Raw genomic sequence first — 12,002 nt, 5'->3', positions numbered from 1 at the left:
CCATCGTCGTCTCCTTCTGAATACTCAGAACGAAACTCGCCGTTGGCTCAGTGCAACGGAACCGCAGAAATCAATGGGACGGGGACGGCGCATACGAAGAAGCAGCGGACGGGGGCTTGCCCGGTACGCGTTGACGCGGCATAGAATGGGATATGACTGGACCCAGATATCCCGAGCTTATCGCACGATTGCCGTCTGCCGTGCCCTTTGTCGGCCCCGAAGCGCAGGAACGCGACCGTGGTGCCGCGTTCAAAGCGCGTTTGGGGGCCAATGAGAGCCTGTTCGGCCCTTCGCCCCGCGCCATAACCGCCATGCAGGAGGCGGCCGCCGAGATCTGGAAATATGGCGATGCCGGCAGCCATGAGTTGCGCAACGCCTTGGCGGCCTCTTTGGGCGTGGCATCTGAAAACGTGCTTGTGGGCGAAGGCATTGACGGGTTGCTGGGGTATCTGGTGCGGCTGTTGGTGGCACCGGGTGATGCGGTGGTGACATCCGAAGGGGCCTATCCGACGTTCAACTACCATGTGGCGGGTTATGGCGGCGTGTTGCACAAAGTGCCCTATCGCGACGATCACGAGGACCCGGTGGCGCTGTTTGCCAAGGCGGCAGAGGTGGATGCCAAACTGGTCTATCTGGCCAACCCCGACAATCCGATGGGCAGTTGGCATGAGGGTGCCGCGCTGATAGCCGCTCTGGATGATCTGCCGGAGGGCGCGTTGCTGTTGCTGGACGAGGCCTATATCGAGTTTGCGCCGGACGGCACGTCGCCCGCGCTTGATGTCGAGGATCCACGGGTGATCCGGATGCGGACCTTTTCCAAGGCGCATGGCATGGCCGGGGCCCGCGTCGGCTATGCCATCGGCGCGGCGGATCTGATCCGGTCCTTTGACAAGATCCGCAACCATTTCGGGATGAACCGGACGGCGCAGATCGGGGCTTTGGCGGCATTGAACGATGCGGACTGGCTGGCGAGGGTCAAGCAGGACGTGGCGCTGGCCAAGGGGCGTATTGCGCAGATCGCACGGGACAACGGGCTGGAGCCTTTGCCCTCTGCGACCAATTTTGTCGCTGTCGATTGCGGCGCGGACGGCGCGTTTGCGCGCCGGGTGCTGGAGGAGCTGGTCAGGCTGGGCGTGTTCGTGCGGATGCCGTTCGTGCCTCCCCAGGATCGGTGCATCCGGATCAGCGCAGGCCGGCCCCAAGATCTGGATGTGCTGGAACAGGCCTTGCCTGTCGCATTGTCGGCGGCGCGGGAATAACGCCACCGGGAAGGAGGCGCTGAGAAACCACGCCGCCGGAACGCCATGTTATACGACGGGAGGCGACGCGGTGGCATCGGCGATGATCTGCGCCGCGGCGGCGGTGCCACCGGGACCGTGCGGGATGTCCAGCGCCTTCAGCCCAGCCTCGACCGAGGCGATCAGGCCCAGCATCATATGCGCATTGATATGGCCCATATGCCCGAAGCGGAAAAACCCGTGCCACGCGGGATCGGTGGGCGGGGCCATGCCAAGGCCGATGCCCAGTGTCACGCCCGCCTGCCCTTCGCACCATTGCCGCAGCCGACTGGCATTGGGCGCGCCAATCCGTGCGGCGGTGACGGCATGGCTGCGCTTATGCGGATCAGGCATATTCAACGCCAGCGGACCGCCCTGCCCCCAGGCATCACAGGCGGCCCAGAGCGCGCGTGCCAGCGCCTTGTGGCGGGACCAGACATGCTCCAGCCCCTCCTCGTGGATCATGTCCAACGCGGCGCGGAGACCGAACAGGTGATGCGTCGGTGCTGTGCCGCAGAAATGTTGTGAATAGTTCTGCGGATCGACACGCGGTGCCCAGTCCCAATAGGGGCTGACACGGACCAGCCCGTCCCGGACCTTCGCGGCCTTCGGCGAGAAAAACATCAGCCCCAGCCCCGGCGGCGTCATCAACCCCTTCTGGCTGGCAGCGATCACCACATCGACGCCCCAGTCGTCCATCTCGAACCTGTCGCAGGCCAAGGACGCGATACAATCGACCATCAACAGCGCCGGATGGTCTGCCTCCTCCATCGCCCGGCGCAACGCCGCGATGTCATTTCGGATCGAGGTGGACGTATCGACATGCACCGACAGCACCGCCTTGATCTGATGTGCCGTGTCAGCGGTCAGGGCCTCGGCCACGCGGGCCGGGTCGATGCTGTCATGCAACCCGTGCTCCAGTATATCGACCTCGATCCCCATCCTTGTGGCGGTATCTGCCCAGCCCTGACCGAAATTGCCGTTCACCGCCACCAGCACCCGGTCACCGGGCGCCGCGATATTGGCCAGCGATGCCTCCCACATGCCATGCCCATTGCAGATATAGATCGCGACATTATGTTGCGTGCGCGCCACACGCCGCAGATCCGGAAACAACGAGGCGGTCATTTCCATCAGATCGCCCTCATATATATTGGGCGAAGCGCGGTGCATTTCACGCAGCACGCGATCGGGCATGACGGACGGGCCGGGAATGGCGAGGTAGGGACGACCTTGGGCAAGCGACATGAACGCATAGCTCCTGAGAACACGGACGAAGTGCAGATTACCCGGCGCTCTGGTGCCGTCAATAGCGGGCAGGACGCTTGCCACTATGGCTAAGTGTCACTAAACCCGGCAGAAACCGGCAGGAAGGCCAGTCAATGCTGAAACGTCTGTGGACACGCATCGAAGACGCCGAGCGCAAGCTGCGACGGTCCTTCGGCAAGGACATCGCGACGCCCTCGGGGCGGCGATGGGCGGCGTTTCACTACAACGTTTTCGATCACGCCTTTCTGCGCAGTTTCTGGACGAATTTCTTTCAGATCGCGCCGGGCGTCTATCGGTCCAACCAGCCCACACACAGCCGGTTCGAGAAATATGCCGCGATGGGCATCAAGACCGTGATCAACCTGCGCGGCACCGACAAGCACGCGCATTACCTTTTTGAGAAGGAAAGCTGCGCCGCGCTGGGGCTGACATTGATCGACGCCAAGCTTTGGGCGCGCATGGCCGCGAAACGCGAGAACATCGTGTATGTCATCGACGCGATGCGCGCCGCGGAAAAACCGATGATGTTTCACTGCAAATCGGGTGCCGACCGCGCGGGCTTTGCCTCGGCCATGTATCTTTTGGTGTTCGAGGATGCCCCGATCGAGGTCGCGCGCCGCCAGCTGGGCCTGAAATACATTCATCTCGAATTCACCGCGACGGGTATCCAGGGCTATATCCTGGACACATATGCAGCCCGAAATGCGCGCGCGCCGATCGGATTCGAGGACTGGATACGCAGCGAATACGACCACAAGGCGCTGCAAAAGGGGTTTGACGCGAAAACCCCCCCGGCCGAACTGGTGCTTGCATGACCAAGCGCACCCCCAAGTCAGCTCGGACGCCCAAAGCACATGAGTTGCTGTTGTGGCTTTGGCGGAGCTACCTGTCAAAGCACTGGGCGCTTCTGATTCTCGGGATGAGCTTCATGGCGCTTGAAGGCTCCATGTTCGGCTTTCTGAGCTACATGATGAAGCCGATGTTCGACAGCGTCTTTTCCGGAGAGAACAGCGGCGCGATAGGTCTGGTGGCACTGGCGTTTTTCGGCATCTTCCTGATACGCGGCGTGTCCAGCATGGTGCAGAAGGTCGTCCTGACGCGGCTGTCGCAATTGACCGTCGCCGACATCCGCGCCGATTTGGTGTCGCATCTGATGCGGCTGGACGGCAGCTTTCACCAGGCGCATCCGCCGGGCTATGTCATGCAGCGGATCGAGGGCGACGTGGGTGCCATCAACAAGGTCTGGCGCACCATCATCACCGGGGCGGGCCGCGATGTGATCGCGCTTTTTGCACTGTTCGCGGTGGCACTGGGCGTCGATTGGCGCTGGACTTTGGTGGCGCTGGTGGGCGCGCCGTTGCTGATTGCGCCCTCGATCTTCCTGCAACGCTCTGTCCGTCGCAATGCACGGCTGGCGCGCGACGTGGCGGCCCGGCTCTCGACGCGCCTGAATGAGATTTTTCACGGCATCGTCGCGGTCAAACTGAACGGGCTGGAGCGTTACCAATCCAAACGCTACGCGAAACTGACGAAAGAACGCATCCGGACAGAGCTGCGCACAAGCATGGGACAGGCCGCTATCCCCGGACTGATCGACATCATGTCCGGTCTCGGCTTTATGGGGGTGCTGCTGTATGGCGCGTCCGAGATCACCTCCGGCGAAAAGACCGTGGGCGATTTCATGGCGTTCTTCACCGCCATCGGCCTTGCATTTGAACCGCTTCGCCGTTTGGGCGCGGTCAGTGGCACATGGCAGGTCGCGGCAGCCGGGATCGAGCGGATCAAGGAATTGCTGGCGATGCAGCCGAAACTCGCCTCGCCTGCCAACCCCCGCCCGGTGCCGTCTGGTGTGCCAGAGATCCGGCTGGACGATGTATTTCTCAGCTACGGTGACACACCCGTTCTGAAAGGCGCATCGCTGGTGGCAGAGGCAGGCAAGACCACGGCGCTTGTGGGCGCGTCGGGTGCCGGAAAATCCACCGTGTTCAACCTGCTTTCACGGCTGGTCGATGCTGATGAGGGCGTTGTCAGCATTGGTGGTGCACCCGTGGCCGAGCTGGATCTGGACGAATTGCGCGACATGTTCTCTGTCGTGTCGCAAGACGCGATGCTGTTTGACGACACCCTGCGCGAAAACATCCTTCTGGATCAGCGGGACGTTGATCCGGCCGCCTTGCAGCAGGCCATTGATGCCGCGCATGTGTCGGATTTCCTGCCCCGCCTGCCCAACGGTCTCGACAGTCAGGCAGGGCCTCGCGGGTCAAACCTGTCCGGCGGGCAACGTCAACGCGTCGCGATTGCGCGCGCCTTGTTGCGCGACAGACCGATCCTGCTGCTGGACGAGGCAACCTCGGCACTGGATGCGCAATCCGAGGCGATTGTCCAAGCGGCGCTGGACCGGCTGGCAGAGGGCCGCACGACGATTGTGATCGCGCATCGCCTGTCGACCGTGCGCAATGCCGACCAGATCATCGTAATGGATCATGGCCGCGTCGTCGATGTCGGCTCGCATGACGAGCTGATCCTTGGAAGCGGCACCTATGCAGAGCTGCACCGCCTTCAATTCGACACGGACGGGCCTCACTAGGGGCCGCCGCCATGCGCGCATCACTCGGCCCTGTTGTCTCTTGCCTGACTTCCTATATGTCACAAGAGAAGCGAACAGGAGAATTTTCATGGACCGCACAGTGATCCGGGTCAGCGGCGGGGAGGCACGACACTTCCTGCAAGGGCTTGTCACCAATGACATAGAAAAGCTGGATCAGGGACTGGTCTATGCCGCGATCCTGACGCCGCAGGGCAAGTATCTGGCGGATTTCTTCCTCGCCCCCGATGGCGAGGAGGTGCTGATCGACGTGGACGCATCGCTGGCAGACGCGCTGTTCCAACGGCTGAGCATGTACAAGCTGCGTTCGCCCGTGACATTGACACGCGAAGACATGGCCGTGACCTGTGGCACCGGGCCTGTGCCCGAGGGTGCCTACGCAGATCCGCGTGATCCTTCAATGGGTTGGCGTGCCTACGGGCCGGGATTTGAAGCCACGCCAACGGATTGGGACGCGCTGCGCGTCGCCGCCTGCATACCGCAGACCGGCGTGGAACTTGGCCCGGATACGTTCATCCTTGAGGCCGGGTTCGACCGGCTGAACGGCGTCGATTTCCGCAAGGGCTGCTATGTCGGCCAAGAGGTCACGGCAAGGATGCGCCACAAGACCGAGCTGCGCAAAGGCTTTGCGCTGGTCGAGATCGATGGCGATGCAGACCCCGGTGCCGAGATCACCACCGCCGAAGGCAAAGCCGCGGGCACGCTGCACACCCGGTCCGGTGACAAGGCCATCGCCTACCTTCGGTTTGACCGCGCGCGCGAAGAGATGAAGGCCGGCGACGCGACACTCCGCAGGCTCTGAGCTTTGGGGCCTTTTGTGCCTATTGTCCTGCTGTTTGGTACATAAGCCCTTGGGCCACTTTTCCACATCACCCTGCCCGATATGCGGGCTGGTCTTGCGCCCCCGCCCAGCTTGGCGGTGCCGACAAGACTGCCCGGACACCGCGAAGGGCCGCGCCTCATTTGCGTGATCTGTACTCGGCAAACCGGGTCTTGAGGCTGGTCAGACGGTTGCTTGACCATGGCAGAAAAATATAGCTGATCAGCAGGACGTTGACAGAAATCACCAATACCGACCGCCAGACCGATGAAAAACCGACAGGCAACAGAAGATCGGCAATAAAATTCAGGATTGCGCCCAGCACGAGGATCCAGAAAATCAGGATCACAACGATTTCGATTTTGCTGATCCGCGACACCGGATGCAGGAGTTCCGCAAGCTCGTCGAACTGGGTGTGCTTCGTTGCCACTTGCGGATGCCGGTCCAACTCCGCGAGGCAGGTTTTACGCCGGTCGGATTTTTCCCATTTTTCAAGATTTTTGCGCGAGTTGAATGTGAAAATATTCACCAGCTCGTAAAAATCGGCCTGTTTCGAAAGGCTGTTGTGATGCCCCAGATAGCCGGTTTGATCGGAGGCAACTTTCTGCAACTGACGCACGGATTGCATGATCTGGTCTTTCATGTCGTGGTCGAACCGCCGAATGATGATGGACAGGACCGGCCGAGCATCATTTGACATTGCCAGATTACCTTTCTTTCGTTCGTCCGCCCCGACGCCAGCGACATCAATGATGTGCCGAGTCGACCAAGGTCCAACGCCTGAAACTATAATGTTGTTATCCGCACAACCGTCGACAGCGTTCGAAAAATCTCGCTTTAAGCGAACTGTGACTATATTTTAGTCACATCGAGACCGGCCGCTTTTAAGCGCGGCACTATCTTCTTCATCTTGGCGAACTCGGTGCCGAACGACGGTCCAATTCCTAGAGCTTCACAGAATTCTTTACCAGTTACGCTTTGCAGACTGTCAGAGTGCTTGATAACCTGAAGGTGCAGTTCGGCAACATATGCGTTGCGTGGAGCATCGTCGATTGCTTCCTTGATTTGGGAGATCATTTGGTTAATGGCCATTTTCGTATCCTCGTGGTTTAATGCGATGGCATGCATATTGATTTGTGCATTTAGCTTTATGCATAATCATTGAAGTATGTCAACTGCTGAGAGCTTTACAAAAGCTACCAGTCAAAACCTTTACAGCAATAACGCTCGCTTCTGGCACATGCCCAAACTAACTCGATTTAATTTTCCAAAAATCACGTTCAAAACTGAAACGGTTTTTTGTTCTTTAGTGATACCGCGCATCCGTGCAAGAGGCCTCATTTGGCAGAAGGGATTTTAGCCGAAAATACATATTGGACGGATGCTAAAAAAGCATCGGTTGTGGGCATCACCAACGCAAAACCCCGCCCTGTTTCAGAGGCGGGGTTTGGAAGGTGGTCTGCCGCGCGGGTCAGGCGCGTTCGGAATATTCCATGGTCTCGGTGTTGACGACGATCATCTCTTCCTGGCCCACGAAGGGCGGGACCATGACCTTGACGCCATTGTCGAGGATCGCGGGTTTGAAGCTGTTGGCAGCGGTCTGGCCCTTCACCACCGGCTCTGTCTCGGCGATCTGGCAGGTGACTTTCTGCGGCAGGGTCGCGTTCAGCGCCTCTTCGTCATGAAATTCGACAAGAATGGTCATGCCGTCCTGAAGGAACGGACGGCGTTCCCCCAGAATGTCTGCGGGCAGCTCGACCTGATCGTAGGTCTGGGTATCCATGAATACCAGCATACCGTCGTTTTCGTAGAGGAACTGCATGTCCTTCTGTTCCAGCCGGACGCGTTCCACCTTGTCGGCAGAGCGGAAGCGTTCGTTCAGCTTGGAGCCGTTGCGCAGGTTGCGCATCTCGACCTGGGCAAAGGCCCCGCCCTTGCCGGGCTTTACATGGTCCACCTTGACGGCGGCCCACAGGCCCCCGTCATGTTCCAGCACATTGCCGGGACGTATCTCGTTTCCGTTGATCTTTGGCATGGGTCAAAACCTTGGCAATCGCTTGATCATATTAGGCCGGCACCTATATCTCGTGGATGGTCTTCTGGCAAGACAACCAAATATCGTGCTGCAAATGCAGAAAGACATGCGCATAGCGCATGACAGGCTTGCATTTCGGCTATATCCGAATCGGTTCGAATAGGCGATAAGGCACGTCACGCCGAAAAGACAAGAGCAAGAAAAAAAGGACGAGTCATGACGGATTTCGTTGATGGTACGGCTTTCAACAGCGAACAGGGCAACCGTGCCCGGAAATTGTTCGCCGCAGTTGTGCTGGCCGCACTTGATGATGCCATTGCCGACGACAAGAAATATGGCAATGGCCCAGAGCAGATCGCCCGCTGGGCACGCTCGCGCGATGGGCGCGAGGTTCTAAGCTGCGCCGGGATCGACCCCAACGAACGGGTTGTTTCGGGATTGATGGAGTTTGTCTCCAAAGGGGTCCGCACCTCTGTCGCGCTGTCGCGCGAGGAAAGCGAACGCCGCAATGCAGCACAACAGGCTGAAGCAGCCTGACCACCACCGGGCAACCGGATTAAAAAAGCGCGCCCCTGATCCGGGGCGCGCTTTTTTGTGTAAAACCTGTGGGTTGGCATCAGGAAGGATGCAGGACCTCCGCAGCTACCAGCGCGTTGCTTCAGTTGAAATCCTGGATCAGCAAAGCGCGGTTCACCTCGCGCCGGACAAGGTTTCGGACGTTGCGGGTGATCCGCTCGCCCAACACGCCCTGAAGCTCGTCGCGTACGATCTCTGAAACGATTTCTCGCAAAATCGCTTCGTCCAGCACGGTGCCGTCTGCGGGTACCAAACTGTCGTGCCTGTCGGTGTGGATCTCGCCGCTGATCGCCTGCGCCCTGCCTAAGGGGTCCTGCCCTGAAGGTGCCCGACGGACAGACATGGCAGACCGCTGAGCCGTACCGATCTGAGGCTCTGCCTCCTCCTCGGTGGCCGGATCCCAGGCAGCGCCACCTTGGGCGACCATCGCCTCCAGCTCGGCAATCTTGCTTTCCAGACTGGAGGCACGGGCAGAGGGTGCCGGTTCTGCCGCCACGTCACTGGTGGTTTTTTCAGAGGCGGCGGCACGGGTCGCAGCTTGATCCTTGCGCGACGTTCCCCTTTCGGGCTGCCCGTTTTTTCCACCGCGATCGTCAGACGGAATGAAGGCAAACACATCTGAACCGGACATCTCTTGCGCCACGTCCTGCGCCACCGACGGATCTGACGCCGCGTTGAGCTTGCAGGCTGTGTCGATACCGGACTTTGAAGCGCCCGCATCCCGTTTTTCGGCGGGGCGATCAAGTCTGGCAGCATCCCCGAGAATAAAAACGCCCGGCGCTGGCTTGCGGGGACGCGGCGCATTGTCCGACCCAACCGGATCGGGCGTGCGGGCCTCGTAGCGGGCCAGCGTTTTTGCGGTTTCAGTCACCGTTTTCCGTGTGGGCCTGTGACCCGCCTTGTCGCCACCTGTGGCACCGCCCTGCACCCGCTGCGCCGGTGTCAGCAACAGCCGATCAACCGCCTTGGGGGGCATGTGCGTGCCGCTGGACACCAGCCTGCGCACCGAGGACAACACGTCCTCTGTTTCAACATTCGTTACCCGATCAGACATTTCTCTACCACTCTTGCCTGCCGAAAACTCTATCGGTCAGCAGAGATTCTTACAACCGATAGAGACGGGTCTAGTTCTTGCCCAAGGCCTTCAGCACCCGGTCCAGCTTTTTGCCCTGCTGGCTGACATGCGGCGCGTCCTTGACGAGGTTGTAATAGGCCGATGGATCATATTGCTGGACGCCAAGATTGAGATGCTCCGCCGTCAGCAAACCCGCCGAATAAAGCAAGGTATAGGCGGCCACATATTCATCCGTCGTGGCGGTGATCAATGTGGCGCGTGCATCCAGAAGATCCTGTTCGGCGTTCAACACGTCCAGCGTTGTGCGGGCACCCAGCTTCGCCTCTTCCCGGACGCCGTTGAAGGCAACGGTTGCCGCGCGGATCTGGCGTGCGCTGGCATCGCGTGCGGCGCGGGTGGATTGCAGGAAAGCCCATGCGTTGCCGGCAGCCTGTTGCAGCCCGACCTGCACGACATGCAGATTGGAACGCGCCGCATCCCGGCGCGCCTGCGCCTGACGCAATAGCGCAGAGCGGCGACCGCCCTGATAGAGCCGGGACGTCGCGGTGACGCCGACATTGCCGCCATAAGACTGCGCCTCGGACTGGAAATTCTCGGTCACGCCGTAAGAGCCGTTCAGTGTCACGGTCGGGTTGAATTCCGCCTTGGCCCGCTGGATGTTCAGCTCGGCCACGGTGACCTCTCGCTGCGCCTTTTTCATGTCGGGATGGTTGCGCACGGCAAGCGCCTTGGCGCGGTCCAGACTGGCCGGGATGTCCGGAATGGCGCGCGGCGGCACCAGCGCATCGGGCCTGCGCCCGACCGCCGCAACATATTCTTCCTGCGCCTGCGCCAAGGTCCCTTGCGCAGAAGCCAGAGCAGAGCGCGCGCCGGCAAGCTGCGCTTCGGCAAGCGCCACATCGGTACGGGTCACTTCGCCAACCTCAAAGCGGTCATTGGCGGCGCGAAGCTCTTGCGTAATCAGACGGACGTTGTTCTGCCGCAAGGCGACGGTTTCGGTGGCGCTGCGGACGCCCATGAAGCCTTCGACCGCGCGCAGCAGCACGTTCTGTTCAACAGTGACAAGCCCCTCACGCGCCGCCAGAACCGATTCCTTGGCGGAATCTATCGCCAGCCGCGTGCGTCCGAAATCAAGCAGTGTCAGCTGGATCGACAATTCGTAGGTCGCGGAGGTGTTGCTGCTGCCAACGGTGCGGAACCCCGAATTGGCCGAGGCGCTGTTTCCAAAGGTCCGGTTGATCCGCGCGGTCCAGTCAACCACCGGGCGCAGGGCCGAATAGGCCGCCGCGACATCCTCGTCAGCGGCGCGCAGCAGGGCGCGGTTCTGCTCCAGCAGGCCGGACGTGTTGTAGGCACCGACCAGCGCATCTGCCAAAGTATCCGCTGAGGTTGCCCCCGGTGTCGCCAGCACAAGGGCTGCAAGACCCACCGCCAACTTCTTCTTGAACGCTGTTCCTACCATGCTCGCCTCATGCTATGCCCGTTTTTCAGGTCGTTTCTACAGTGGTCGTCACGCGGTCAGAGCGCGAATTCCTCTTGTCGTTCAAAGCCCGGCAGCACCGGCGCGAATGCATTGAATGCAAAACGCCAACTGATGCGACCGTCGAATTTATAACCGATGCGGACTGTGCCCAGCGTCCCTTCGGCAAAAAGAACCGCGATGCGTCCGCCATCCTTCAACTGTTCGGCCAACGCGTCCGGCAGTTCTTCAACAGCACCCTGCACGATGATCACGTCATAGGGCCCGTGTTCCGGCGCGCCCTCGACCAAAGACCCTTTTTGCACGATCACGCTGTCGGCGTGATGTTCGGTCAGCAGGCCCTGCGCCTCTTCCACGCGTGTCTCATCATCCTCAAGCGCCACGACAGCCTCGGCCATTCGGGCGATGATGGCAGAGGAATAGCCATAGGCCGCCCCCACATCCAGAACCAGCTCATCCCCGGAAATATCCAACGCGTCCAGCATCTTGGCCAGCGTGCGCGGTTCCAGAAGCACACGGCCGCCGCCAAGATCGAGGTTGCCGTCCATATACGCCGCTTCGCGCTTTTCGCGCGGCACGAATGCTTCGCGCGGGACAGACAGCATCGCATCAATGATCGGAAACTTGGTGACATCGGAAGGGCGGATCTGTGAATCCACCATCAAGGTCCGGCGGGTCGAGAAATCGGTCATGTACTAAACTCGCTCGTTCAGATGTTTGCGATCCGTTTTGACACAGTTGCCTCGCATCGGCAATGTCCACGGTTGCGAAAATCACCGCCTGTTGCGCGCCCGTGCCACACGTTCGCTTGTGTCCGGCGCGTTGCCTTTGGCGAAATGAAAATGGCCAGACGCTTTCGCGGCCT

The 12,002-nt window shown here is 60.3% G+C and carries 12 protein-coding genes; 5 read left to right on the top strand and 7 right to left on the bottom strand.

Features of this window, described 5'->3' with window-relative positions; all coding sequences use genetic code 11:
- Positions 1-152 precede the first annotated feature (152 nt).
- A complete protein-coding gene (locus B8991_RS08000; RefSeq protein WP_084352131.1) occupies positions 153-1,259 on the top strand; it encodes a pyridoxal phosphate-dependent aminotransferase in 1,107 nt (368 codons plus the stop codon).
- Positions 1,260-1,307: 48 nt separating this feature from the next.
- Here B8991_RS08000 and B8991_RS07995 read toward each other — a convergent pair whose 3' ends face one another.
- On the bottom strand, positions 1,308-2,525 hold the full coding sequence (locus B8991_RS07995; RefSeq protein ID WP_084352129.1) for a pyridoxal-phosphate-dependent aminotransferase family protein: 1,218 nt from the start codon (positions 2,523-2,525) through the stop codon (positions 1,308-1,310).
- Between the two features lie 134 nt (positions 2,526-2,659).
- On the opposite strand from B8991_RS07995, the gene B8991_RS07990 reads away from it, so the two are divergent.
- The 3 genes from B8991_RS07990 (at position 2,660) to ygfZ (ending at position 5,953) form a co-directional block, all read left to right on the top strand.
- On the top strand, positions 2,660-3,361 hold the full coding sequence (locus B8991_RS07990) for a tyrosine-protein phosphatase (protein WP_084352127.1): 702 nt from the start codon (positions 2,660-2,662) through the stop codon (positions 3,359-3,361).
- Entirely contained in the window at positions 3,358-5,133 is a 1,776-nt protein-coding gene (locus B8991_RS07985) for an ABC transporter ATP-binding protein (protein ID WP_084352125.1), read from the top strand. Before B8991_RS07990 ends, B8991_RS07985 begins: the two co-directional genes overlap by 4 nt.
- Before the next feature lie 88 nt (positions 5,134-5,221).
- Positions 5,222-5,953: a CAF17-like 4Fe-4S cluster assembly/insertion protein YgfZ gene (gene ygfZ / locus B8991_RS07980; RefSeq protein ID WP_084352123.1), complete on the top strand. Its 732-nt coding sequence runs from the start codon at positions 5,222-5,224 to the stop codon at positions 5,951-5,953.
- A gap of 157 nt (positions 5,954-6,110) precedes the next feature.
- Here the strand turns inward: ygfZ and B8991_RS07975 are convergent, their stop codons facing one another.
- The 3 genes from B8991_RS07975 to efp form a co-directional block, all read right to left on the bottom strand.
- Positions 6,111-6,671, bottom strand: coding sequence for a hypothetical protein (locus B8991_RS07975; RefSeq protein ID WP_084352121.1), 561 nt, complete (start codon positions 6,669-6,671; stop codon positions 6,111-6,113).
- A gap of 152 nt (positions 6,672-6,823) precedes the next feature.
- On the bottom strand, positions 6,824-7,063 hold the full coding sequence (locus B8991_RS07970; protein WP_084352267.1) for an HTH-like domain-containing protein: 240 nt from the start codon (positions 7,061-7,063) through the stop codon (positions 6,824-6,826).
- Positions 7,064-7,442: 379 nt separating this feature from the next.
- Positions 7,443-8,006 carry an elongation factor P gene (gene efp / locus B8991_RS07965; protein ID WP_084352119.1) on the bottom strand — a complete coding sequence of 188 codons (564 nt, stop codon included), beginning with the start codon at positions 8,004-8,006 and terminating at the stop codon, positions 7,443-7,445.
- A 216-nt stretch (positions 8,007-8,222) separates the two neighbouring features.
- On the opposite strand from efp, the gene B8991_RS07960 reads away from it, so the two are divergent.
- Positions 8,223-8,543, top strand: coding sequence for a DUF6280 family protein (locus tag B8991_RS07960; RefSeq protein ID WP_084352117.1), 321 nt, complete (start codon positions 8,223-8,225; stop codon positions 8,541-8,543).
- A gap of 121 nt (positions 8,544-8,664) precedes the next feature.
- Here the strand turns inward: B8991_RS07960 and B8991_RS07955 are convergent, their stop codons facing one another.
- The 3 genes from B8991_RS07955 to B8991_RS07945 all read right to left on the bottom strand — a co-directional run bounded on the left by B8991_RS07955 (position 8,665) and on the right by B8991_RS07945 (position 11,829).
- Entirely contained in the window at positions 8,665-9,636 is a 972-nt protein-coding gene (locus B8991_RS07955) for a hypothetical protein (RefSeq protein ID WP_084352115.1), read from the bottom strand.
- Between the two features lie 70 nt (positions 9,637-9,706).
- On the bottom strand, positions 9,707-11,119 hold the full coding sequence (locus tag B8991_RS07950) for a TolC family outer membrane protein (RefSeq protein WP_084352113.1): 1,413 nt from the start codon (positions 11,117-11,119) through the stop codon (positions 9,707-9,709).
- Positions 11,120-11,175: 56 nt separating this feature from the next.
- On the bottom strand, positions 11,176-11,829 hold the full coding sequence (locus tag B8991_RS07945; protein WP_084352111.1) for a protein-L-isoaspartate O-methyltransferase family protein: 654 nt from the start codon (positions 11,827-11,829) through the stop codon (positions 11,176-11,178).
- Between the last annotated feature and the right edge of the window lie 173 nt (positions 11,830-12,002).

Origin of the sequence: Primorskyibacter flagellatus (genome assembly GCF_900176485.1) — a bacterium.
In the GTDB taxonomy this organism is placed as follows: Bacteria; Pseudomonadota; Alphaproteobacteria; order Rhodobacterales; family Rhodobacteraceae; genus Primorskyibacter; species Primorskyibacter flagellatus.
The sequence above is the reverse complement of the archived record's forward strand: the minus strand, read 5'-3'. Positions and strand labels throughout refer to the sequence as shown.